This window comes from Bacillus sp. WC2507 (assembly GCF_052656125.1).
On the sequence record NZ_JBQXPN010000001.1, the window covers coordinates 2,590,094 to 2,615,647 of the forward strand.

The 25,554-nt window shown below is 35.0% G+C and carries 24 protein-coding genes, 1 pseudogene and 1 riboswitch; of the genes and pseudogenes, 21 read left to right on the plus strand and 4 right to left on the minus strand.

Going from position 1 to position 25,554, the window contains the following annotated elements:
* The first annotated feature begins 32 nt into the window (after positions 1-32).
* Positions 33-134, plus strand: a riboswitch (SAM riboswitch).
* Between the two features lie 88 nt (positions 135-222).
* Positions 223-1,428 (plus strand): M20 family metallopeptidase, encoded by a 1,206-nt coding sequence (locus ACUN28_RS13850; protein ID WP_016087238.1) that lies wholly within the window; start codon positions 223-225, stop codon positions 1,426-1,428.
* Between the two features lie 115 nt (positions 1,429-1,543).
* Here the strand turns inward: ACUN28_RS13850 and ACUN28_RS13855 are convergent, their stop codons facing one another.
* Positions 1,544-1,984, minus strand: a complete 441-nt coding sequence (locus ACUN28_RS13855; protein ID WP_016087239.1) for an Lrp/AsnC family transcriptional regulator — start codon at positions 1,982-1,984, stop codon at positions 1,544-1,546.
* Positions 1,985-2,210: 226 nt separating this feature from the next.
* Here ACUN28_RS13855 and ACUN28_RS13860 point away from each other — a divergent pair, with 226 nt between their 5' ends.
* The 6 genes from ACUN28_RS13860 (at position 2,211) to ACUN28_RS13885 (ending at position 9,037) form a co-directional block, all read left to right on the plus strand.
* Entirely contained in the window at positions 2,211-2,975 is a 765-nt protein-coding gene (locus ACUN28_RS13860; RefSeq protein WP_016087240.1) for an SDR family oxidoreductase, read from the plus strand.
* Positions 2,976-3,256: 281 nt separating this feature from the next.
* A complete protein-coding gene (locus ACUN28_RS13865) occupies positions 3,257-3,853 on the plus strand; it encodes a TetR/AcrR family transcriptional regulator (RefSeq protein ID WP_001042189.1) in 597 nt (198 codons plus the stop codon).
* Between the two features lie 62 nt (positions 3,854-3,915).
* Positions 3,916-5,058, plus strand: coding sequence for an MFS transporter (locus tag ACUN28_RS13870; protein WP_016087241.1), 1,143 nt, complete (start codon positions 3,916-3,918; stop codon positions 5,056-5,058).
* A gap of 223 nt (positions 5,059-5,281) precedes the next feature.
* Positions 5,282-6,829 (plus strand): spore germination protein, encoded by a 1,548-nt coding sequence (locus tag ACUN28_RS13875; protein WP_001051402.1) that lies wholly within the window; start codon positions 5,282-5,284, stop codon positions 6,827-6,829.
* A 4-nt stretch (positions 6,830-6,833) separates the two neighbouring features.
* Positions 6,834-7,937, plus strand: a complete 1,104-nt coding sequence (locus tag ACUN28_RS13880) for a GerAB/ArcD/ProY family transporter (protein ID WP_033659858.1) — start codon at positions 6,834-6,836, stop codon at positions 7,935-7,937.
* On the plus strand, positions 7,934-9,037 hold the full coding sequence (locus tag ACUN28_RS13885) for a Ger(x)C family spore germination protein (RefSeq protein ID WP_000824428.1): 1,104 nt from the start codon (positions 7,934-7,936) through the stop codon (positions 9,035-9,037). The genes ACUN28_RS13880 and ACUN28_RS13885 overlap by 4 nt, the downstream gene beginning before the upstream one ends.
* A 613-nt stretch (positions 9,038-9,650) precedes the next feature.
* Here the strand turns inward: ACUN28_RS13885 and ACUN28_RS13890 are convergent.
* Together ACUN28_RS13890 and ACUN28_RS13895 are read right to left on the minus strand one after the other, a co-directional pair.
* Positions 9,651-10,283 (minus strand): sterol desaturase family protein, encoded by a 633-nt coding sequence (locus ACUN28_RS13890; protein ID WP_000770119.1) that lies wholly within the window; start codon positions 10,281-10,283, stop codon positions 9,651-9,653.
* A gap of 21 nt (positions 10,284-10,304) precedes the next feature.
* The gene (locus ACUN28_RS13895) at positions 10,305-10,988 is read right to left on the minus strand and encodes a GntR family transcriptional regulator (protein WP_000659654.1); all 684 of its coding nucleotides are present in this window, start codon (positions 10,986-10,988) and stop codon (positions 10,305-10,307) included.
* 330 nt (positions 10,989-11,318) lie between these two features.
* Between ACUN28_RS13895 and ACUN28_RS13900 the strand changes: the two genes are divergently transcribed.
* The 14 genes and pseudogenes from ACUN28_RS13900 to ACUN28_RS13965 all read left to right on the plus strand — a co-directional run bounded on the left by ACUN28_RS13900 (position 11,319) and on the right by ACUN28_RS13965 (position 23,494).
* Positions 11,319-11,462 (plus strand): hypothetical protein, encoded by a 144-nt coding sequence (locus ACUN28_RS13900; protein WP_002108101.1) that lies wholly within the window; start codon positions 11,319-11,321, stop codon positions 11,460-11,462.
* A gap of 472 nt (positions 11,463-11,934) precedes the next feature.
* Positions 11,935-12,501, plus strand: coding sequence for a TetR/AcrR family transcriptional regulator (locus tag ACUN28_RS13905; protein WP_016087243.1), 567 nt, complete (start codon positions 11,935-11,937; stop codon positions 12,499-12,501).
* 58 nt (positions 12,502-12,559) lie between these two features.
* Positions 12,560-14,416 (plus strand): alpha/beta fold hydrolase, encoded by a 1,857-nt coding sequence (locus ACUN28_RS13910; RefSeq protein WP_016087244.1) that lies wholly within the window; start codon positions 12,560-12,562, stop codon positions 14,414-14,416.
* A gap of 545 nt (positions 14,417-14,961) precedes the next feature.
* Positions 14,962-15,471, plus strand: coding sequence for a DinB family protein (locus ACUN28_RS13915; RefSeq protein WP_016087245.1), 510 nt, complete (start codon positions 14,962-14,964; stop codon positions 15,469-15,471).
* A gap of 537 nt (positions 15,472-16,008) precedes the next feature.
* Positions 16,009-16,314, plus strand: coding sequence for an arsenical resistance operon transcriptional regulator ArsR (gene arsR / locus ACUN28_RS13920; protein WP_000046014.1), 306 nt, complete (start codon positions 16,009-16,011; stop codon positions 16,312-16,314).
* Positions 16,315-16,374: 60 nt separating this feature from the next.
* Positions 16,375-16,812 (plus strand): ArsI/CadI family heavy metal resistance metalloenzyme, encoded by a 438-nt coding sequence (locus ACUN28_RS13925; RefSeq protein WP_016087246.1) that lies wholly within the window; start codon positions 16,375-16,377, stop codon positions 16,810-16,812.
* A gap of 18 nt (positions 16,813-16,830) precedes the next feature.
* The gene (gene arsB, locus ACUN28_RS13930; protein WP_016087247.1) at positions 16,831-17,871 is read left to right on the plus strand and encodes an ACR3 family arsenite efflux transporter; all 1,041 of its coding nucleotides are present in this window, start codon (positions 16,831-16,833) and stop codon (positions 17,869-17,871) included.
* 25 nt (positions 17,872-17,896) lie between these two features.
* Positions 17,897-18,301: an arsenate reductase (thioredoxin) gene (gene arsC, locus ACUN28_RS13935; RefSeq protein WP_016087248.1), complete on the plus strand. Its 405-nt coding sequence runs from the start codon at positions 17,897-17,899 to the stop codon at positions 18,299-18,301.
* Positions 18,302-18,614: 313 nt separating this feature from the next.
* On the plus strand, positions 18,615-19,271 hold the full coding sequence (locus ACUN28_RS13940) for a uridine kinase family protein (RefSeq protein ID WP_016087249.1): 657 nt from the start codon (positions 18,615-18,617) through the stop codon (positions 19,269-19,271).
* A gap of 322 nt (positions 19,272-19,593) precedes the next feature.
* Positions 19,594-20,577 carry a phosphotransferase gene (locus ACUN28_RS13945; RefSeq protein ID WP_016136769.1) on the plus strand — a complete coding sequence of 328 codons (984 nt, stop codon included), beginning with the start codon at positions 19,594-19,596 and terminating at the stop codon, positions 20,575-20,577.
* A 55-nt stretch (positions 20,578-20,632) separates the two neighbouring features.
* A complete protein-coding gene (locus ACUN28_RS13950) occupies positions 20,633-21,232 on the plus strand; it encodes a DJ-1/PfpI family protein (protein ID WP_016087251.1) in 600 nt (199 codons plus the stop codon).
* A 287-nt stretch (positions 21,233-21,519) separates the two neighbouring features.
* On the plus strand, positions 21,520-22,515 hold the full coding sequence (locus ACUN28_RS13955) for a CgeB family protein (protein ID WP_016087252.1): 996 nt from the start codon (positions 21,520-21,522) through the stop codon (positions 22,513-22,515).
* 25 nt (positions 22,516-22,540) lie between these two features.
* A pseudogene (locus ACUN28_RS13960) lies at positions 22,541-22,975 on the plus strand (alpha/beta fold hydrolase); the annotation flags it as partial.
* A gap of 243 nt (positions 22,976-23,218) precedes the next feature.
* On the plus strand, positions 23,219-23,494 hold the full coding sequence (locus ACUN28_RS13965; protein ID WP_016087254.1) for a hypothetical protein: 276 nt from the start codon (positions 23,219-23,221) through the stop codon (positions 23,492-23,494).
* A gap of 549 nt (positions 23,495-24,043) precedes the next feature.
* Here ACUN28_RS13965 and ACUN28_RS13970 read toward each other — a convergent pair.
* A complete protein-coding gene (locus ACUN28_RS13970; RefSeq protein ID WP_016087255.1) occupies positions 24,044-25,495 on the minus strand; it encodes an aminotransferase-like domain-containing protein in 1,452 nt (483 codons plus the stop codon).
* Positions 25,496-25,554: the final 59 nt, after the last annotated feature.

A 25,554-nucleotide genomic window follows, 5' to 3' on the forward strand; every position in this document is an offset into this window, starting at 1 on the left:
AATAAATGTAATTTAATATAATTTTATGAAAATTCTTATCACGAGAGGTGGAGGGACTGGCCCTATGATACCTCGGCAGCGGATTCGTTATGAATACTGTGCCAATTCCAGCAAGGTAACTTGAAAGATAAGAAAGAAGCTCATTTTGATTGTATATACAGAAGCCTCTTTCTATCTTTTAGAAAGAGGCTTTTTTACGTGAAAATAAAAGGAGGAAGAAAAATGGGAGCGACAGGAGTAACGTCACAAAGAAAAACAATTGAAGAGAGTATAGAAAGAAATAAGGAAAAGTACATAGAAACAAGTCACGATATTCATGCGAATCCGGAGATTGGTAATCAAGAGTTTTATGCATCAAGAACGTTGAGTTTATTGCTAGGGAGTGCAGGATTCCAGTTGCAGCACAATATTGCTGGACATGAAACAGGTTTTATCGCGCGAAAAAGTTCAGGGAAACAAGGACCAGTCATCGCATTTTTAGCTGAGTATGATGCTTTACCAGGACTTGGTCATGCGTGTGGTCACAATTTAATCGGAACAATTAGTGTTGCGGCAGCAATCGCATTATCAGAGACGCTTGAAGAAATTGGCGGGGAAGTTGTCGTGTTTGGTACTCCAGCTGAAGAAGGAGGACCAAATGGTAGTGCAAAAGCGAGTTATGTAAAGGCAGGTCTATTCAAAAACATTGATGCGGCGCTTATGATTCATCCGAGCGGAAAGACAGCGACAACGAGTCCTTCACTAGCAGTCGATCCACTTGATTTTCATTTTTACGGAAAAACAGCTCATGCCGCAGCTTCACCAGAAGAAGGAATTAACGCATTAGATGCGATCATCCAGCTGTACAACAGTATTAACGCACTTCGCCAACAACTTCCGTCAGATGTGAAAATTCATGGCGTGATTACTGAGGGCGGAAAAGCGCCGAATATTATTCCAGACTACGCAGCAGCAAGGTTCTTCATCCGTGCAGCAACGAGAAAAAGATGTGCAGAAGTAACAGAAAAAGTAAGAAATATCGCACAGGGAGCAGCATTAGCAACAGGCACAAAAGTAAAAATTCATCAATTCCAAAATGAAATCGATGAACTACTCGTAACAAAAACATTTAATGACGTTGTAGCTGAAGAACTAGAATTACAAGGTGAAGATGTAAACCGTAAAGAAAGATTTGGCATTGGTTCAACAGACGCAGGGAACGTAAGTCAAGTCGTACCGACCATTCACCCGTACATCAAAATCGGCCCAGACGACTTAATTGCACATACGAATGAATTTAGAGAAGCAGCACGTTCAGAACTAGGAGACAAAGCATTAATTACATCCGCAAAAGCATTAGCGAATACAGCGTATCGATTAATTACAGAAGAAGGGTTGTTAGAGAAGGTGAAGGAGGAGTTTAGAGAAGCGCAGAGGAATCAGGGGTAGGTGATTAAAAGGAGTGGATGATCCACTCCTTTTTCTTTTTTGGGAAAGCTGGTGCCTGTCAATTTAAATAAAGTGTTCATTTTCACATTGAGATGTCAATTCTCTTATTCCTTTATCAGAACGACAATTTCTCCTCAAACTCACTTTTTAAAACAATTAAAGGAGATGATAATCCGAATCGCATTAAAGAGTCTAAAAATGTAGCGAGAGAATCCATCGAATCGCTCATGACCTTCATCATATAATTAAACTCCCCGCTAATTCGATATAAATCTATTACTTCAGGAGCGGCATTACAATATTGGATAAAATCAGAGCATTGGCTCGTTTTAAACATGATGAATGCTTGAATGTTCTTATTAATTTTAGAAGGCTCAAATTTCGTTCGGTAAGCCGCTATAACACCTTGATCCTCAAGTTTATTAATACGCTCTTTTACAGCAGGCTGCGTCATGGATATGATCCGTCCTATTTCTGAAACGGAAATTCTCGCATTTTCATATAACAAGTTCATAATTTTATGATCGATTTCATCCAGTTTTACTGCGTTTTGCATTGTGTAGCCTCCTTGTTATATTTTCTAAAGTAAATTACAAATTATAACTATAATATCATAAGTAAACGAACTAAATTACCTATAAATCTATATTTAAAATGATTGGTTTTTGCATGAAAATATAAGTATAGAATTTATCTCACATTAACTGCTCGTAAACGCCCGATTGGTGAGGGCTGATTAAAGTTTCACTTTATTAAACGGAAATTTAGGAAGGATGGAAAAAATGAAGAATCTTGATGGGAAAGTAGCGTTAGTAACAGGAGCGAGTCGCGGCATTGGCCGTGCGATTGCGATGAGATTAGCAAACGACGGTGCATTAGTTGCGATTCACTACGGCCGAAATAAAGCAGCTGCAGATGAAACAATTAGTGAGATTGAATCTAATGGAGGAAAGGCATTCTTAATTGAAGCGGATTTCAATTCAATTGATGGTGTCAAAAAGATAGTAGAACAATTGAAGAATGAATTACAAATAAGAGTTGGTACATCAGAGATTGATATTTTAGTAAACAATGCAGGGATAGGTACACAAGGAACAATTGAAAATACGACAGAAGAAGTTTTTGATGAAATTATGTCTGTAAATATGAAAGCACCGTTCTTCTTAATTCAGCAAACATTACCGTTATTACGAGCGGAGGGGCGAGTTATTAACATTTCATCAGCTGAAGTAAGACTTGGTTTTACAGGGTCCATTGCATATGGTTTAAGTAAAGGTGCACTAAATACGATGACACTTCCTCTAGCTAAACATCTTGGAGAAAGAGGCATAACAGTGAATACAATTATGCCTGGATATACGAAGACAGATATAAATGCGAAATTGCTAGATAATCCGGAAATACGAAATTTTGCTACGAATTCATCTGTGTTCGGACGAATAGGGCAAGTTGAAGATATTGCAGATGCAGTAGCATTTCTTGCTTCTTCTGATAGCCGCTGGGTAACGGGGCAGATTTTAGATGTTTCTGGAGGATTTTGTTTATAGGGGCACTACGCCATACCCATCAAGCTAATCAAGTAAATTACTAGTTATGAAACGATCCTTGTTTCATAGCTAGTAATTTATAGAAAGGTAGGCATGCTAAAGAAGCCTATTAAAACGTGATTTTTTCGCTAGACAACTTGAATAAGGGGGCTATTTTTAATTATTCGTAATCTAACATAGTCAAATTTTATTTTACAGTAACAATAAAACAAAATTATTGACCGCGTGGTACAAAAAGGGTATTCTATTCATGTTATCTTTAAAATGAGAGGAGGATACGGGTGAATAAACGCGGCAGACCTCGAGAGTTTGATTATTCCTCAATTGTAGATGTTGCAATGAAAACATTTTGGTTAAGAGGATATGAAGGGTGTTCTACACAAGATTTATGCAGTGATACAGGACTTGGAAAAGGAAGTTTGTACAATACTTTCGGTAGTAAACATGAACTGTATAAACAAGTATTAGAACGCTACCATGAAATTGGGATTAAGGAACAAAGGAAATTGTTACATACTCCAATTCCAGTTAAAGAACGATTAAGTAATTTTTTTGAATGGGCATTGAAAGAAGACTTTCAGAATGTTGATCAAAAAGGATGTTTATTGATTAATGCCAGTATAGAACGTGCTAAAAACGATTTAATGGTACAAGAAATTTTCTCGAAGCATGTTGAACTTCTTAAACAAGCTATTGTAACAGTGATGGAGGAAGGATTGCAAACAGGTGAAATTTCAAAGAAGCAATCAGCTGAGGAATTAGCTAGTCTGCTTTTAAGCAGTTATTACGGATTCCGTGTTCTTAATGTATCGATGCAAAATCGGGTGTTGTCTGAACAAGTTATCAAAGGAACAATAGAGTCTATTTGTGGCGCTTAGTGCGCTCTTTTTTCGCACTATTTTTGTACCAATCATTACAATAATGAATAAGGAGTGTTTTTATGCCATCGATTATTTATTTATTAGCTTTAGCAATCTTTTGTATGACTACATCAGAATTTATGGTTGCAGGTATGATGAATGAACTTGCTCTTGCATTCCAGGTTTCTGTATCATCTATTGGGTATTTAATTTCAGCTTATGCAGGAGCAATGGTAATAGGAGGCCCCATTTTAACTGCAATCCTCTTACGAATGCGCAGCAAACAAGCATTATTGTTTTTAATGTTCGTATTTTTAATTGGTCAATCGCTCGGAGCTATTGCTTGGAACTATGATATTATGATGATTTCACGTATTATAACTGGTATTGCTTCAGCTTCAGCTTTTGGAGTTGCGATTTCCTTTTCTGCGACATTGGTTCACTCTGATTCAAGGGGAAAAGCTGCATCAATTGTACTTGCAGGTTTAATGTTCGCAACTGTATTAGGTTTACCTATAACAACCGTTATTTCCCAATCTTTTGGCTGGCGTATTAGTTTTGGGGCTGTTTCTGTTCTTGTGCTAGTATCAGGGCTTATGATTCAACGGTTGTTACCATCATCTTCAAATAAAGAGCAATTAAATTGGAAAGACGAACTTCTGCGATTTAAGGATATTCATCTTTGGGCAGCGTACGTAACAAGTATGTTCATTATTGGTGGTACGTTTGCAGCATTTAGTTATTTCACTCCGATCTTTACAAATGTCACAGGCTTTTCAAGTGCAAGTATTCCATATTTACTTGCTCTCTATGGTAGTGCGACGGTAATTGGGAATATAATAATTGGCAAGTTCGCTGATAAATTTACAATGAAAATACTTATGGGTGGATTAATTATATTAATCATAGCGTTGTCTTTATTTGCTTTAAGTGCAGAGAATAAATACATTGCAGTTATTTCTACGATTTTTATTGGTTTAACTGGTGTAGCATTGAATCCAGCTATGGTTGCGAGGGTGATGAAAACAGCTAGTAATGGAATAATGATAAATACCGTTCATAGTTCTTTTATTACGCTAGGTATTGTTATTGGTTCGTCACTTGGTGGTCTTGGGATCAGTAAAGGATATGGTTTTGTATCTCCGCTATGGATTGGAGCTTGTTTAGCTATCCTTGGGGTAATTTCGTTATTCCCATATTTACATAAAGGAAAGGTAGATTAAGATGTTTAAAATTTCTTTATATGGGGGAGCAACACATTACTAGCTTGGTAGTACCACACATCCATCAACTTAAAGGACTATTTTTGAACTTGATTTTTATGAAATATGCACCCGGAAATTTATAGTAATAATTCTAATGTTACCTCTCTAGTTAGTAGGATATTTTTTCTTAATATATGCATACTAAACATACTATAAAAAGTACATAGAAAGTGAGAGAATCATGGCTAAATTTTTGAGGCGTTTAAAATATAGAGATAATCCTAAGTCATTTCCAATACTAGACAATACTCATTTTCAGGAAAAAAATATTGAAGATGCCCTCTTAGACGCTGATTTAACCAAAAACATAGCTGATATTCAGAATATATTTCGTCAAGCGCCTGATTTAGTAATTCGGCGGTTTCAAATAACAGTAGATGGATTAGAAGCAGCTTTAGTATATTTGTCTGGATTAACAGATAAAGAATTGATTCAGAATCATGTCCTAAGTCCTTTGATGAATAGTGATTTTGATACCAATACAGAACTTCCAATTCCATTAGGACAAATTAAAATTATTAATACATTGAGTCAGATTGAAAATGCTATTTATGGGGGAGATAGTGTTTTATTAATCCACAGTCGAACAACAGCACATCAATTGGATACAAAAGGATGGCCACAAAGAAGTGTTGAAGATGCACATAACGAAATAGCTCTAAAGGGTACACATCAAGCATTCATAGAAACTGGAAGTCAAAATATCGCAATGATTCGAAGATATATTCCTCATCGTGAATTAGCGATAAAAGAAATAGTAATTGGTGTACGAAGCAAAACCAAAATTTCTATTTTATATTTGAAAGATGTAGCTTCTGAAGATGTGCTGAAGGAATTAGAAACACGAATTCAAAATATTACAATCGACGCTGTGACTAGTAATGGCGAACTTATAGAATTCATTGAAGATCACCCTTACTCGCCGTTTCCGCAATTTATATTAACTGAAAGACCTGATTTGGCTGTATCTCACATTTTACAGGGCAGATTTGTAACTGTAATGGATCATTCACCTAATGTATTAATTACTCCAACAAATTTTATTTCCTTTTTTCAAGGAGTTGATGATTACGGTACAAGGTGGTTAGTTGCTTCGTCTATTCGGTTGCTTCGTTTTATCGCCTTTATGGTTGCTTTATTTCTGCCGGCGAGTTATGTTGCGTTTATTTCCTTTAATTTTGAAGTTATTCCTGTAGAGCTATATTTATCTATTGCTGAATCAAGAACGCGTGTACCCTTTTCTCCAGTTATGGAAGCATTACTTATGGAAATAACATTGGAAACGATGAGAGAAGGGGCTTTACGGATACCTACTCCGATTGGTCAGACAGTTGGAATTGTAGGTGGTATTGTCATTGGTCAGGCGGCTGTTCAGGCGGGAATTGTAAGCAATATTATGATTATTGTTGTCGCTGTTACCGCCATCTCTTCTTTTGTTATTCCTAACTATGATATGGGAGCGGCAGTAAGACTTTTACGTTTTCCAATGATGCTAGCAGCTGCCTTATTTGGAATTGTAGGACTTGTTATCGGGTGGATGACTTTAATTGGGCATCTAAGTAGTCTTAAATCGCTAGGTACTTCTTACGGAACACCATTAGCACCCTTTCGTTTTGCAGATATGAAAGATGCTTTTGTACGCTTTCCTTTATGGACAATAAGAAGGCGTCCTAAGGGGAATGGAACCATTCAATCTATTCGACAAGGAAAGAATCGTAATAAAAGGTGAAATTATGAAAAAGTATGCTTATAATGAAATCTCTCTTATGCAGTATATTGTTTTAATCAATGGAATGCAGGTGGCCACTGGCGTTTTATCGCTTCCCCGTGTGCTTGCAGAAAAAGCCGGAACAGATGGATGGATAGCTATATTGATTGGTTGGATATTCTCCACAATATCAGGTGTATTTATAGTCAAAACTGCTGCAAGATATCCCGAGGACACGATTTATGACATTCTTATACGATTGTTTGGAAAAATAGTAGGGAGAGCATTCGTTGTTATTTACATGATGTACTTCTCTTTTTATTCTTGTGTAGTTCTTGTGAACGCTATGCTTTATCTTAAGGGATGGCTTCTTCCAAAAACGCCTGACTATCTCGTTATCTTTTTGTTTTCGATTCCTACCTTTCTTGTCGCACGTAACGGCCCTCGTATTATAGGGCGGTACTCCGAACTTACTTTTTATACGATGCTTTGGATTCCGTTATTTTTCTTGATACCTCTTAAAGAGAACGGAAGTTGGATGCCATTCTTTCCGCTCTTAAAAGATGGGTGGAAACCTATATTTACAGCTGTACCGACCACTATTTTTGCTTATTTAGGATTTGATATTGCGTTCTTTTTATATCCCTTTTTACAAAAAAAACAGTATGCAGTCCATGGAATGGTTATTGCAAATACTTTAACGATGTTATTTTATTTATTTGCTACTTTTGTTTGCTTTGCCTATTTTAGCCCTGATAGCATTACGCAATTTAACCAACCAGTACTAAATTTACTTAAAGTAATTGAGTTTCGTTTTTTAGAACGTTTTGACATGATTTTATTGGCTCTTTACTTACCCGTTGTTTCCACAGCATGGATTCCCACCATATATTGCGCTGTATTTTGTTCAAGCCAATTACTTGGAAAACAAGACCATAGCTCTCATGTAGTAATTCTCTTATTGCTCATTATCGGATTCATATTTTGGACTCATCCTAGTTGGAATGAAGCCGAAATTTGGCAACAGGTATTATCGAATGCTGGATTAGGATTAACCTATATATTACCTATCATTTTATGGCTGTACTGCTGTCTATATGAGAAGTTTCGCCAGGGGAGGATACATTGAAAAGAAAAGTACTGTGTTGTATTTTGTTATCGGTATTCATGATGACTGGATGCTTTGATCAAACAAATGTTGAAGACGTTTCTCTTACTCTTGTTCTTGGTATTGATTTAGATCGTAATGATAATTTATTAGTGTATATATCAAGCCCTGTTTTTAATAAAGAAGCAAAAGTAAAAGAAGAAACTACTGTTGTAAAATCTGCTACGGTTCGAAAATCTAGAGACCAATTTGATGCTACTGTTATGGCACTTACCTCGGGAAGCAAAACACAGGTTATTTTAGTTGGAAAACGGTTACTGAAACAAAAAAATTGGATGAAATATCTCGATCCATTTTACCGAGATCCCAAAAATACAGTTACCACAAGGGTTGTTGCTGTAGATGGACCTGTTTCAGACGTCATCTATTATAATCCAAATGATAAGCCGCGTCTTCCTCTATATTTAACAAAACTAGTTGATACCGCCTCTTTAAGAAATATAACAGTAAAAACAAATCTTCAAGAACTACATGAACAAATAGCAGACAAAGGGTTAACAGCAAATATGACTGAGATGAAAAAAACGAAAAAAATATTTGTGACAGGTACAGCTTTGCTAGATGAAAAAGGACGGTATAAACTAACACTAAAATACGATGAAAATAAATTATTACGCATTCTGCAACAAAGAACTACAGGCGATTTTCCATTTACAATTGCAATTAAACTAAAGTCGAATAGCCAGGATAAAGATTGGATAAGTTTTACTGCATATAATATTAAAGTAAAGACAAAGGTAAGATATGATAATAAGTTTATATTTAATACAGATATAAAGATGAGGGTCGGCATTACAGAACGGCTTTTTTCGTTCAATACAAGAAAGGATGCAGCAAAATTACAAAAGGCGATCGAAACTAAGCTGGAAGCTGATTTCAAACAATTAATAAAGAAAATACAAACTGCCAATATTGATCCTATTGGGCTTGGGAGATATGCAAGAACTTACACATATCCAGAATGGAAAAAAGTCCAAAATAAATGGAATAACGAATTAGCAAAAGGCGATGTCAACGTCAAGGTTAACATTAAAATTTCCGGAATGGGTACGATTAAGTAACATGAATTCAACTGTGATTCGTACTAAGATTGCAAGTACTGTCTACTTTAGAAGGAGAAATGTCTTTAATAGGAGTACCGTCACATCGCTATGAACCTTAAATTTTATAGTACCCCCAGAACGAAATTTTGTGTTAACTTGTAACAAAAACGCTCATTTTTTCGTCTTGGGGTAATTCTGAATTCTTAAGGTGATGGCGATGGGGTATTGCCCCTACCTATCAACTTAAAAATTTTATAACACCTCAAGCTAAAAATTTCGTGTATTTTTGACAGAAGGCAGCTTATTTTTCGTTTTGGGGGTATTTGCATTTCTTAGCTTGATGGTGATGTGACGGTACCCCAATCGTAATTTATATGAAAAGAACTCCTCAACAGATGAAAGAGTTCTTTTTTATTTTCACATTCATCTTTCATTGATCAATAGACATTCCAACAAATACCTCTAAAAAGAACATAAATTCGTAAATGATCAGAACAAACTTTCAAAAGATCCTTACGCAATCTATTACCATGCGTACTACTCAATAGGAAAAAATGCCTGCCACTCCCTGGGAAATGTCGAATCTGCAAAATTCATTCAACATTTCCAGGATGATGACAATGGATTATTTTTATAATTCTATTTTCTGGTCACCACGTTTCTCTAGGTCTTTAGCAGTTTTACTTTGGGCAACATCTTTTTGGTCTTTAAAGGTTCCCATGAGAAAATCATAGGCTGGATTCGTAACACCATACCAGTAATTTTCATTTTTGAAGTGATGCCATAAATGAACTTTTTTCATCCATCGCCCCCATGGTGATATTGGTTGAAGGGGGCGATGCGCGATATAATGCTTCCACTCATAAAATAATAAAAAGAGCATAATACCTGCAATAAATGCGTTTGTCATGACAAAGCTGGATGAAAGAAAATAAAAAATCGCTCCTGAAATTGCAATGTTTGGCACACTATACCATAAGGGTAAAAATAATAAATGTAATTCATTCGGATTTGTATGATGGTCATAATGTAGGCGCTTAAGCGTTTTTAATAAAAATGCATTCTTTGGTGGCTTTAGATGAAAAATAAACCTGTGAGTAGCGTACTCAGCTAAGGAATACATAATCATTCCCAAAATAAAAGCACCCCAAATTCCGATAGAGGTTAAATGTAAAATCATAAATCCAAAGCTAGTGAGGAAAAGACAGCTCATAATCAAAATATCAGGATAGGAAAAATATTCTTTAAAATATTTTAGTTTCATTTTTCACGCCTCCAGCTTTCTTTATTTTTTTCTATCTTTCCAAAGAGCCAAGCTTTTCTCCAATGTTGTCTTACACAATCTTTCTGCTTCAATCGCATCTCCCTTTAATGCAGCTTTTAATAAATCGTGATAATAGTGGAAGGATAACTCACGATGATCTTTTACAGAAAAATACCTTTTTGCCATATCTACATAAATGGAATCAAAGCTATTTAAAATGAGTAGAAAGATTGGATTGGCAGCAAGCCCAGCACACCTTTTTTGCAAATCCCAATCAAATGCTGCATAGCTTTCTGCACTATCTTCAAGTTGCTCAAGATTAGCAAGGAGAGCAACCACTTTAGGTTGATTAAACGTAACAGCATTACGAATATAAGTCGGAGTCAACGAACTTCTAAATTCTAATAAATACATAATAAATTCATCTGTAATGGTATGATGATTCTCAACAATATTAATAAGTGTCGTTAGATTACCATTGCTCCAATAATCATTAATAATCGATGGCATTCCTTTTCTCCCTGTTATCCATCCACTTCTTCCTAAACGTTGAAGCGCCTCACGAATAGTTGGGCGACCAACACCAAATTCTTTCGCAAGCTCTCTTTCTGGCGGTAAAGTGCTTCCTATAGAATAAACACCGGCCAATATGGATTTAATTAATTCATTCACAATTTTATCTGAGGTGCGTTCCTTTTCTTTCAAGTCATCGTCTCCTTTATTTTATGGTAATACATGTTGAAGACATTGGTAATACCAAAATTATATAATGAATTTGAATTTTTCGTCAATTATAAAGGAGTGAATTTTTATAATTAGGATTGTCGAACTTTCTATATATTTCTATGAAAAGAATAGTTTATTTTCATTGCTTTCGCGCTCAATTTCTTTAATTTTAAGAAAATTCATTTATCAATTCGCTATTTTAGAACAAGGAAAAAACCATCACTATAGAACCAGGAGAAGATCCATTTTATTTATGATTAATGACAATGACAAGATAGAGAATTATGAACTGGAAGGAATATAAAGGGGATGAAAATAATTGTTCCTGCAAAAGGAAAGGACAATGCCTATCAAGTTGTAATTATTGAGGATGTTTTAAATAAAGCTGAATTAGAAAAGATTATACTTTCCATGCTAAATCAAAAAATAGGGTTCTTAAGATACTTATCTTAAGAACCCTATTTTTTGAAAAGAACTTCTAAATTGGACTGAGGAAATTTAGGAATCCTAAAATAACTAAGATCTAATTAACCATAGAAATATAAAATTCCCATTTTGGGCGTACTTCAGAATATTAGCTTGATAGCGATGGGGGAGCACCCCATCACCATCAAGCTAATATTTTCATATCCCCCTAAATTAAAATTTTCTTTCTCTACAGATAGCTATTTTGAGAAGCCGCTCATTTTTTCGTTTTGGGGCATTTCTTTTTCTTAAGTTGATGGGTATGTATGGTGACCCCTATTAGACGATAGTGAATGAACAATTTCGGGGTTCAGTTCAACTTTATTCAACATAAGATTTTTTTGCAGTAAAATCAATGTTAGTGGAACTTTTTTAATCAAACTTTTTTCTAAATTAATATAAATACTTGCAACATTTAAATTAGTACTATATAGTTCTAGTTATGACAAAGGTAAAATTAATGAATCAAAAACGTGTGATTGAAGTAGCTGCAACATTATTTTTAGAAAAAGGGTTTGCTTATACAAGTATGGATGAATTAGTACGTGTAAGCAAAGTTTCAAAGTCTAATGTGTATTATCACTTTTCTAATAAGGAAGTATTATTAGAAGGGGTCGTTGATTATTGGATTGAAATGTATCAATCTGCAATTGATGACGTACTTTCTCAGAACCAATTTTTAGTTGAAGATCGTATCCAACTGTTTTTAAAGCAATTATCACAAGGAGTTCAGTCGAGAGAGTATAAGGGGAGCTGTCCATTTATTACTCTTTATATTCAAAGTCCTACACAGGCCACGCAAATAAAAGAAAAAATAGGTCTTTTTTTTATAGGATTACAAAAGAAAGTTTCTCTATTACTTAAACAAGGGGTAGAGAATGGAGAATTCAGAAATACGATTAATATTGATGAGGTTGCATCACTTTTTATTACAAATCTTGAAGGAGCGTTATTTATTTCAGAAACATTGAAAGATGCAACTGTAATCACGAAAACAGCAGATCATTTTTTAAAATTGCTTCGATAAAAGAAGCATTTTTTTTACATTAAATTAGTACTGATTAGTACTAAAAAGGAGATCTTATATGAGAACAGTATTTTTAATTGGTGGAACAGGCTTTATTGGAAAGCAATTAGTGAAAGAATTAGCCAAAGAGGATGTTAAAATTCTTCTTTTAGTGAGGTCGAAAAGTAAAGCAATACGCCTTTTTCAAGAAAGAGGCATCTTAAAAAAGGAAGTTATGCACTTTATTGAAGGTGATTTGACGAAAATAGATTTAGGTCTAAGTGCTGAAGATAAGGAGAGGGTATTGAAAACGGATGTGATTATTCACGCAGGAGGCCCCATGGATATTCAAGCGACAAGTAAAGAGGCAGCTTCCGTATTTTTAAATGGCGCAAAACATATTAGTGAATTAGCTAAAAGTATTTATCAATTGAAGGGCTTGCAACAATTTATTCATGTTGTAGGTTATATGAGTCCCTTTGATGATAAAAATAGCAAGATTGCAATTGATGTGTTTAAAGAAGGAAACAATTATTTGAAAATGAAAAATCCATATGAGAGAACAAAATTTTTAGCAGATCTTTATATCCGTCACCAGGCATCGGCAGTAGGTTATCCGCTTTCTGTAATTAATCCACCAACTGTAGTCGGTAGTAGTAAAACAGGAAGTACAGAGCAGATAGCAGGATTAGGTTTGCTTGTGATGAGTATGCGAAGAGGGCTCATGCCAGTGATTCCTGGAGGTAAGGGATATAGGTTACCACTTATTTCAAACGATGAGCTTGCGAAGTTTATTGTGCAGGTTTTCAGATTGGAGCAACCGACTATTCAAACATATACACTTGTTGAAGACAAACAGCACGATCAGAACATTGCTGAATTATTAAGTATTATGTCGGAAAGTATGAATATGAGGGCACCAAAAATCTCTGTCCCAATGCCACTTATGAAAGCAATTATGAATAGTGGAGTAAGTAAAATAACAAAAATTCCTTCTGATGGACTGAATTTTATTACAAAACGAAAATTTTCAAATGTTTCAGCGGAAAAAATTATGGGAGGAGATTGGTTTAAGAAGACGAGTGTAATGAAATTTTTCCCTGCCGTAGTAGCTGATCTGGATTATCGAATGATGTATCAAAATGGCCAGCATAATCATTTATTTAAACGAACATTATGCGATAACACTACCCTTTACCAATTACACGGAGAGGGTAAACCATTTATTTTATTACATGGTTTATTGAGTGATGGAGAGGATTTATTTCCTTTAGCACAAGAGCTTCATGAAAAAACTGGTCAACCTGTATGGATCTTGGATCTTCCAGGTTTGGGACGTTCTCCTTTTAAACGAGAGAAAAATATTCTAGATACCTATTTGAATGTAGTGAAAAAGTTATTGGAGAAAGCTACTAATGGTGCACATCTAATTGGCCATTCATTCGGTGCGTTTATTCTTCTGGAAGCATTGGTACAAGAGTACATAGATAAGAAGTATGCAATCACTTTACTTCAGCCACCTGTTGCTAAAAAAAATGCTAAATCGCTAAATGTTCCTCAATTTATGAACAAATGGACATTAAAATTGGCAACTACTAATTTGATAGGGCGTTATTTATTAAGTAATGGTTTGTTTGAAAGTATGGAGAGCATCCCTGAACATTATATCGAAAAAATAAGTAACAGTTTTACTTCTCCTAGAATTTTAAATACTACGGTTCAGCTTAACAGTTTACTATTGAAAAACGATCAAGGTGATTTCAATGAAGTAACAAAGTATAATCTTCACATTATTTGGGGGGATTATGACAGAGGCTTTTCTGCTCCATCGCATCTTGGTAAGGTTGATTTTGTTCCATATGGCCATCATTTTCCTCTTAGCCATCCGAGTGAAACGGCAACATTAGTAATAAAAAATAGTAATACTAGCAGATGAGAGTGTGGGATAAATAAACAGTGTGTAGTAAGATCGTTGTGTCTTTGAAATAAAATCGTACTGTATGGGGTCCCACCCCATATCTATCAAGCTATACTTCTGAAATATCCCCAAAACGAAAATTTCATCCTTTCATAGTTGTCCATAGGATCTTAGGTCGATTTTCATTTTTGAGAAGAATACATTTCTCAAATTGATGGAAATATGGGGGGGAAATAATGTTACGATGTTTATAAAAAAGTAGTTAGACTAGTGTGTTTTACTCCAATTCATTTCAAAATATAATTGAAAATCCATCTTTAAATTAAAAAAGAAGGTGTTACCTTTATATATTAATAACTTCGAAATATTGTATAACAGATAATTTTTATGCATGATTGATTAACATTGCTTATTGTGTTAACGAATCAGGATAGTGTGGCGACCGACAAATTAAATAGTTGCTTATCCTCAATTATTAGAAGGAAAGTTCCATCATTTCGCGAATTTATTCGACATAGACGAGTGCTATAATTTTCTATATGTACATAAAGAGGTGACTACGCATGAATCAAAGACCGTCAGAAGAAGAATACGCCGGGAACTCCGGCGAATATATCCGTTTGGTACCGGACGGTAACATCATCGATATTCTGCTCGCCCAGGAAAAGCAAATGACCGAGCTCCTGGCATCGTTGACCGAAAGCCAGGCCGCATATCGGTATGCGGAAGGAAAATGGACGCTGAAAGAAGTCGTGGGCCACATTGCAGACGCGGAACGTGTCATGACCTACCGCCTGCTCCGGTTCGCAAGAGGGGATCAGACGCCTCTGACTGGTTTCGATCAGGAATTGTTCATGCCTCCTTTCGGAAGCTGGACAACCGCGCAATTGGCCGAAGACTACCGGTCCGTCCGGCAATCAACGATCACATTGCTGCGCGGGCTACCGGCGGAGGCGTGGACCCGTAAGGGCACAGCCAACAACCTAAGCATTACGGCGCGCGCCCTCGCGTACGGCATCGCAGGACACGAACTTCATCACATGGGGGTCATCCGAAATCGGTACTTGAGTTAAGCGTCGGCTGAGGCTTTTGGAATGGAACTAACACCTCTCATACAACCTTAGATACCGTTCTTATTGGGGTCCCGCCCCACAACCATTAACTTAAGGATTTAGACTATTTTTGAAATTTAAAGCACATTACTATTCTCTTATGTTAATGAGAAAGGGTGACGTGCTTTTTATGAATATGCACCAAAAACAAGAGTTATCTTTATTTGCCGAAGAGTTATATCGATTTTTTTCATTTGGGGGTATTTATTTTTCTTAGCTTGATGGTGATGGGGCACTACTCTATAATGGTCAAATTAAAATTTAAAACAGTTATAGAGAATCCATTCCTCGGAAATATTGTAACTATTAAGTTGTAAAAAGAACCGTAGTTTTTCATTTTTGGAAAGGCTATGACCTTTTTTAATGGTGGCATGGATATGATGAGAGGAAGTTGAGTTATTTTAATCAAAAAAAATTGATTAATAAGTTGCATAAAGAACTAAACAGCGTATATACTATAAATATCAAAAAAAGTTGATGAAGGGAGAGTGAACTACAGTGGCACAAGATTTTCAGCTCTATGAGAAAAAATTCAAAGCATTAGCGGATCAAAAGCGTTTAGAAATCATGTATGAACTTTGCCAGCGAGGCCAGACTTGTGTATGTGATTTAACAGAGATTTTTGAAATGACGCAATCTAAGTTGTCCTATCATTTAAAGATTTTATTAGATGCAGGTTTAATTGTAAAAGAAACAAAAGGTACGTGGAGTTATTATGATTTAAATGATGCGGAAGTGAATAATTTATTATCAGAAGAATTGTGCTGTATTTTTAGAAAAACAGGTAAAGGTAGCTGTTGTTAAAATTTTAAACTATTAATCAAAAAAAATTGATTAATAACATATAAAGAGGAGGAATAAGCTATGAGATATGCTCACGTTGGTATAAACGTTACGAATTTAGAGAAGTCTATTGAATTTTATGAAAAGGTATTTGGTGTATCACCAGTTAAGGTGAAAACGGATTATGCAAAATTTTTATTAGAGACGCCAGGACTTAATTTCACGCTGAACGTGCAAGATGAAGTGAATGGAAATCAAGTAAATCATTTCGGTTTCCAATTGGATACAGCTGAAGAAATAACATTACATAAAGAAAGATTAGAAAAAGAAGGTTTCTTTGCGCGTGATGAGATGGATACGACTTGTTGCTATGCGGTCCAAGATAAGTTTTGGGTAACAGATCCTGATGGGAACGAGTGGGAATTCTTTTATACAAAAGCACAGAGTGATGTTCATAAAATTGAAGATCCATCTTGTTGCACGACTTCTAACGTAGTAGAAAAAAATTCTTGTTGTTAATAGGAGATGGAAAATAAAATGAAACGTTTATCTTTTCTAGATCGATATTTAACACTATGGATTTTTCTAGCGATGGCTGTTGGGATTGGTTTGGGGTTTGTGTTTCCTAGTGTAGTAGACGGACTAAATACATTACAAGTTGGAACAACGTCTATCCCGCTCGCTGTCGGTTTAATTGTCATGATGTATCCACCATTAGCGAAAGTTCGTTACGAGGAAATGGGCCGAGTATTTAAAGACGTAAAAGTGTTGGTTTTATCTTTAGTACAAAACTGGATTATTGGACCTGTACTTATGTTTGTTTTAGCAATTATTTTTCTTCCTGATAAGCCAGAATACATGGTCGGGCTCATTATGATTGGTTTAGCACGCTGCATTGCAATGGTGATTGTTTGGAACGATCTAGCAGATGGGGATAAAGAGTATGCAGCAGGTTTAGTGGCTTTTAACTCAGTATTCCAAATGTTATTCTTCTCCGTTTATGCATACGTGTTTGTAACAGTCATTCCAGAATGGTTAGGGATTGAAGGGGCTACTGTCGATATTACAATGGGAGAAGTAGCGAAATCAGTATTTATCTATTTGGGAATTCCTTTTATAGCAGGTATGTTGACACGTTTTGTACTCGTTAAGTTAAAAGGAAGAAAGTGGTATGAAAAGGTGTTTATACCGAAGATTAGTCCACTTACATTACTTGCATTACTATTTACAATCATCGTTATGTTCTCTTTAAAAGGGGAAATGATTGTTAGCGTACCATTAGATGTAGTAAGAATAGCAATTCCGTTATTCATCTATTTTATTGTGATGTTTTTTGTTTCTTTCTTTATGGGAAAAAAAATTGGTGCAAACTATCCAGTGACAACAACGTTAGCATTTACAGCAGGTAGTAATAACTTTGAGTTAGCAATTGCTGTAGCAGTTGGTGTGTTCGGTATTCATTCGGGCGCAGCATTTGCAGCTGTTATCGGGCCATTAGTTGAAGTACCTGTAATGATTGCCCTTGTAAACGTCGCTTTTTGGTTTAAGCGTAAATATTTTAATAATCAACCAGTATAATTTAAAAACAAAGGCGGAAAACAACATGGAAAACAAAAAGACAATCTATTTCTTATGCACAGGAAATTCATGCCGAAGTCAAATGGCAGAAGCATGGGGCAAACAATATTTGGGAGATAAGTGGAATGTATATTCTGCAGGAATCGAAGCGCACGGAGTAAATCCAAATGCTATTAAAGCGATGAAAGAAGTAAATATCGACATAACGAATCAAACATCAGATATGATTGATGCATACATTTTAAATAACGCTGATTTAGTCGTTACCCTTTGTAGTCATGCGGATTCTGTTTGTCCTTCGACACCTCCACACGTAAATCGTGTTCATTGGGGATTCGACGATCCAGCAGGAAAAGAGTGGTCTGAATTTCAACGTGTTCGCGATGAAATTGGTGAACGTATAAAGCGATTTTCTGAAACTGGTGAGTAAATAAAGAAAAGAGTCAATCTTCTATTCCATAGATGATTGGCTCTTTTTTTATTGTACATAGTCATGACTGCATTGGTTTACAAAAATTATCAGAAAAATAGAGGATATTCTGTTAGAGTGATAAAGTTAGAAATGTATTTAATCGTGTAGGTGTTCACAAAAAATAAAGTCATTTAAAAGATAATATAGTTGTTTAGAATTAGAGAAGGTATGATGAATAATCACAATATCTTTCTCGTTTTATGTATAATTAAATAAGAGGATTTTTAGATATTTAAATAAAGGGTAGTATATTAGCGCAAGGGGGAGAAGGATGGATAAGTTGTTACAAGAAATCATAAATTGGTTAAGGATGAGTGATGAACAAATTGTTATTGGTATTTCAGGACATGGTGCAGCTGGAAAAACAACGTTTGCTAATAGACTCGTAAACTTATTAAATCAAAATGAAGTAAATTATATTAATACAGATCCTTACATTGTCAGTTCGGATATTCGTAAGCATGCAGTGATTCACTATACGTATCAAAATGAAAATCATTGTTATAAAATGACAGCTTGTCATCCAGCGGCGCACAATTTGGCAGCTTTAGAAAGAGATATTCAGATGGTTAGATCGGGGCTAGATTTTTATACGATAGATACGCATTACATGAAAAGTAATTTGATTTCTTCGAAAAATAAAGTAACGATTGTGGAGGGAATGAGCGCTGCATTTATTAATCCTGATTTATTTGATTTGAAAATTTATTTTTACACAGATGGCGAAACGGAACTAATGAGAAGATCAAGCCGGGATATAGCTGAAAGGGGAGCTGATATAAATTATTTAAGGCAGTCTCATGAAGAACGCCGGATTCAATATGAAGTATTTATGCATTCGTATAGTCAGCGTTTTGATATCATTATCAAAACTTCTGATGAAACAATATGTTTAGAAAAAAATACATTTGAGTTTTATAAAGTTTAAATGAAAATCCTCAATCTATTAATTTCATTATGACGGTTAATTTTTCTTATTTAGTACTTGTATTAAACAAATGTATTATTTAATCAAAAATACATTCACTATGAAATAATTAGATTTTAAAAAAATTTTAGCAGCCTTCTTTCATCTACATAGATAGAAGGCTATTGTAATTTTGGCGACAAAATTACATAACCTTATTATTATTACACAGTAGAGTATGATTTTTATTTGAATAAATTAGGTGTAACTTAAAAAATCCTCACTTTAAAAAGTTTTTATTCGGAAGTACAAAAATGAATTTTTTACATAAAGGGAGAATCGGATGAAACACATAATAAGAAATGCAGTAATGAGTTATTTTGAAGAAATTCATTCACTAGCAGTGGAGGAAGAATTACATAAGGATAGTTGGAATACCGATCTACACTATAAAATTATGGTGAATGGAAAGCGGTATTCCGCACGGTTTATGAATAGCAAGCGAACAATCAATCCAGCTTTTGGGTCGTTATCAAACGAACAACTGATGGAGCAAGTACGGTTTACGTATTATGTACGCGAACATGAAATTCCTTTTATGCAGATAAACAAGAATAGGGCAGGAGAGCCATTTACACTTGTCGCGTGGGATGATGAACAATACAGATTTGTATTGTCTAATTGGATTGAGGGAGAACATATTACACATTGTACAGAAAATATCGCAAAAGCCTTCGGAAAGGCAGCAAGAAAGATTCATGATATTTCTTACGCATTTCAAAGCTCGATTTTTCAAAAGAAATCTCACTTGGATGGGTATGCCCAGTTTATTCATATGCTAGAAAGTAAGGCAAGCACATGTGGAGGATTACGAGAGTATATAGATCTCGCTAAATATCATATAGAGTGCGCATATACGAGTGAATTAGAATTTATCGTACAAACAGATTTGAATCCTTTGAATGTTTTATGGGACTCAAGTGAACAGGTAAAAGGAATTGTAGATTTTGAATCTATTAGTTATGTAGACCGTATTGAAGGATTGTCCTTTTTAATAAAATGGTATTCTCGAACAGAAGGAATACATTCGCATGAAGTATGTTCAAGTGTCGCTAGTGCATTTTTAGAAGGGTATAAGGCTCATAATATTGTAACATCAAATGATTACAAAAGACTTTCTTCGTTACTGTGGCTATCCGGTAGCTTGAATTGGAATTTTGTGAAGAAAACGCTAAGTGTAATAAGTGATGAAAGGGAATTAGAAGAACATTTGGAAGTTTATAGAGTGAGGGGAGAAAGGCTATCTTCATTGTTAATTTGTACATAACATATATTCTCCTAATTTGGGATTCAAATAAGAAAAAATAGGAGGTGTTCTAAAAATGAAAATACAAATTGTATTATTTGACGGCTTCGGAGAGCTCGTCTCCTTTGCACCTTTTGAAGTATTAAACAGAGCGATAGAAGAAGGGGCTCCATTTACAGTTGAATTCGTTTCAAGTGAACCAAAACAAGAAGTTACTACTTCATTTGGAGTTACGGTTAAACTACATGATTTTTTAAGGATGGATAATCGTCCAGATTTGTTAATTGTGCCTGGTGGTGGCTGGAATCATAAAGCTGAGCACGGGGCACGAAAGCAAGCTGAGCTTGGCACTTTAACTAAAATAATTAGAGAGATGCACAACGAAGGAACGATTGTTGCTGGAGTTTGTACTGGAGGTATGTTATTAGCTGCATCTGGTATATTGAATGATAAAAAGGCAACAATGCATCATTTGGCGCAGAGTGAAATTCGTACATATGGGGCAGAGCCTCTTCCATACAGAATTGTGGATCAAGGGAATGTTATTACTGCAAGAGGAGTTACTTCAGGACTTGATTTAGGACTTTGGATCACGGAAAGATTTGCAAGTCCAAAAATTGCAGCTGCTGTTGAATATAGAATGGAATATGAGCGGCGAGGTGTCGTTTGGAAGTGATTTGACTGTAATCATAGTTTTTTTTGCTGTAGAGTGTATTAGATATTGTAAAAGAGAAAGAGCTAACTCATACGAGCCGGCTCTTTCTTTTATGTATTCATTTTCTATGTTTAATAATTTGGCTGAATATAACCTAATTTTATTCCCTTCGTGACAGCTTCTAAAATGAGAGGAGTTCAACATAATGGACATAAACGTTGCTTATACATGTAAAGGAAGATGTCATAAAATGAATAAAGACTGCTAATTTTTGTGTACTTTGATTATGTAGAAATAGGGGAGATGACATGAAAGACAATACGCCTAAGAAAATTTTATTTATTCAATCAGGCATTCCTTTTTATTATCCAATGATCGAAGAAGCAATTTTGAATAGTTTACAAAAGGTAAACAGTAATACAATTATGGTGAACCCAGAACGAGCGATAGAAACCGCATTAAAAATGAAACCGGATTTTATTTTGGTACTTGGTGGTTTAAACGAGGGAATTATTAGTGTCATGCCAGTACTAAAGAGTGCAGGTTTTACTACTGGACTTTGGCTGACAGATGATCCGTATTATACGGATGTAACACAACATCTTGTGCCGTACTATGATTACATATTTACGCAAGATTTAAATTGTATCAAGTTTTATAGAGGATTAGGATGTAAGAATGTATTTCATCTTCCGTTAGCAGCAAATCAAGATGTGTTTAAACCTTCTCAGGAAGAAGATACATATAAATATGATCTTAGTTTTATAGGTACAGCATTTGAAAATAGACTTACCTTTGTTGATTCTATTTCAGAGTATTTAGCAGAAAAAAATATAAAAATTGTGGGGTTCGGTTGGGAGAAGTTAAATAATTATGAAAGATTAAAGGATAAAATACAACTCTTGCCACTTGCGAAGTATGAGGATGCATTGCAATATTACGTAGCTACTAAAATTAATATAAATTTACACCGTTCACCAAATGATCAGGAATTGAATTGTAATGCAGCAAATATCCAAGCATATTCAGTAAATAATAGAACGTTTGAAATTAATGCTGTAGGCTCTTTTCAATTAACTGATATACGACCAGATGTAGCAAAACATTACATACCAGGTGTTGAAATAGAAACTTTTTATAGTGCACCAGAGTTTATACAAAAAGCAGAGTATTATTTGGAACATGTACAAGAAAGAAAACAAATAGCAAGAAATGGACTGGATAGAACTTTGAAACATCACACATATGATAAACGTATATTACAACTATTAAACTATATTAATTTCATAGGCGTGAAGATGTAGTCTAATCATTAACTTAAATGATAAGCGGTCATTAGAAGAAGAAATCACCCATTACGAGAAAGATTTTGATGAATATATTTTTGACAGTAAAGAAGCATTCATCCAATCAGAAAAAATGGTTTACAGCAGGTGGTCACCATTAATAGAACATGCGGTTTATGATTTAATGAGAGAAGAAGATAATAAAGTGAAATGGCATGCTACTGGCGATACCGCTAGAAGTGTAATTAAGTTTCAATATACGGTGTATAAAACGTTGAAATCTAATAAAATTAAAAATGATATTTTATTATTGTATTGTGATCTTCCGGATAATTATTTAAAAATAAGAGAATTGCAGATTGCGGAATTGAAGAAGCGTATTGATATTACGACTAAGCTGTATAGAGATACAGGGCACTTAATGCATTGGGATAGACCAGAAGAGATTGCTGAGGATGTTTTAAATTGGTTCATATAAAGGAGGTCCGTTGTTCGAATTTGAGCAACGGATTTTCTTGATACGTTACCTGAAAAAGAAACTAGTATCTCTAAACTAGAGGAAAGTAAAAAATAAAGAAAAGAGGTTGCCTAAAAGTAACTATTTAGCGACTTTTGGGACAACCTCTTCTTTTGGTTATGGATTTTAAAGAAAATTTAGAATAAAATAAAAATATAGTCACCTACCTATTATTCACTAATGAAAAGAAAAGAGGCTAGCGAAATGCAATTGAAGTATGGGAAGCACATTAATATATTATCTATTGTTCTAACTTTGTTCTCCTTTTCTGTAATTGTAAGTTTCTCTACCTGGTTGAGTGGATATTCAATTCCCAACCTTTCTACAATGCTTAAGGTAACAATGTTGAGTGCATTTATTCTTGGAATTATAGGGTTTAGACAAGAGAAAAGCGCACTAGCGATTATAATTATGGGAATATGTGCCTTTGCTCTAGTCGTTCTATATATTTATGCGGTTATAAGTTTTCTTGAGCATTAAACACCATAAAAAAGAAACGAACATTTTTGTTCGTTTCTTTTTTATGGGATGATTATTATAAAATAGCCTCTTCTAATGATTGAGTGCTGAATCCAAGAATTAATTTTTGAATGTTATTTTCATGATCTTTTACAATGATATATGGAACGCCCTGTACGTTAAAGGATTCAACCTCTTCTTTTTCTTATGGGGTATTAGGGGTACCCCCCATGCCCATCAACTTAAGAATTCAGAATTACCCCAAAACGAAAAAATGAGATTTTTGTTACAAGTTAGCACAAAATTCTGTTCCGGGGTACTATAAAATATTAGCTTGATGGGCATGGGGGCCGAACAAATACGCAGAACTATGGATATTTGTGTTAAAGTTCGGGTTCTGGGCATAGGTTATTTGAGTTGTAAGACAATTGTTTTTTTAGAAAATTAACTAGATTAATGATTCAAAACTTCAGGAACTAGAGGAGTTGATGATGCTTTCGAATCTCATACAGTGGTTATTCAATAGTCATTTTTATAATTATCTGCAATATTTAAATCTCTATATAAAACTTAAAAAATTTGTTCTGCTACCAATTCTGAAAGAGTTTTAATTCCGTAGTCAATTTCATTTAAGGATGCATAAGAATAAGAAATTCTTAAATATTGATCAGAGTGAAACTCATACAAATCTCCAGGGTGAACAAGTATTTTCCGACTTAAGGCTTTAGTAAAAAGCTGGTACATGGATATACCTTCATTTAACTTAAGCCAGATGAAATATCCGCCCTTAGGAATATTCCATGTACCGATACTGGTAAAATATTTCTTTAATGCTCCAAGAGCAACATCTCTTCGGAGCTTAACATTTTTCCTCATTATATCGTTATGCTGATAATAAAGACCACTAGAAAATAGTTCTGTGATTACATTCTGGGAGAGTGAGCTGGTTCCATAATCAGTTTGCATTTTTATATCTGCCAATCTTTCAATGACTTTTTCTGATCCAACAATCCATCCAATCCTAAGACCAGGACTTAAATTCTTCGATATCCCACCAATATATAATACAAGTCCATTGTTATCAAATGCCTTTATTGGCTGTGGAGGTTTTTCATCAAACCAAAGCTCCCTATATACATCATCCTCGATAATGGGCAAACGTTCCCTATCACACGCATCAACAAGCGTTTTTCTTCTTTCAAGTGACATGACGCTTCCGGTAGGATTTTGAAAAGTAGGTATTGTAAAAAGCATTGCTCCTTTTCTCCGCCTATGTCGATCAATCAATTCTTTTATTTCTATACCTTCTTCATCCAGCTTAATTCCCGAAAGCTGCATTCCGAGGGATTGAAAGGTTCTAAGAGAGTATAGGTAGGATGGCTTTTCAACATATACTACTGAGTTCGTTTGCAAAAGGCCAAGGGAAATAAGCTGCAGTGCCTGCAAAACACCAGAGGTAATCAAAACTGAGGATGGATCAGCTTCTATTCCTATTGTTTTAAGGTATGTGCATACTTCTCTTCTTAGATGGATATTTCCTTTTGGTTCTTCATAACCCAGCGATCCCATAGAATTAGAGAGTTTTTTTAGTACTCCCTGAATCATTTTGTTAGGTATTAATTCGGGGGAAGGTTCGCAGGACCCCATTCGGATGATATCAGGTTGGAATTCAGCCTGATTGATCTGCTGCATTATCTTTTGATTTGTTTGATGTAATCCCGAAGAAATATAGGGAAGCCAATTATGTGAATGATTAATGGACATTAATGTCCATGTATTGTTTATTACTCTTGTACCTCCACCAGCGTTACCGTTAATAAGGCCTTCAGCTGCCAGCTCTTCAAGGGCAGATACTACGGTACTTCTGTTTACACTGAAAATTTCAGAAAGTGTCCGCTGACTTGGCAATTTGAAACCAACCGGCCATTCTCCAGTTGCTATTTTGTCCTTTATGAAGTTAACAATCTGTATATTCAATCGAGTAGGATTATTTCTATCAGGTCTCCAGTTGATATCTAACATGAAATTCCTCCAAAATCATAGTACTTTTACCATATCATTTGGTTGGTTAAATAACAACC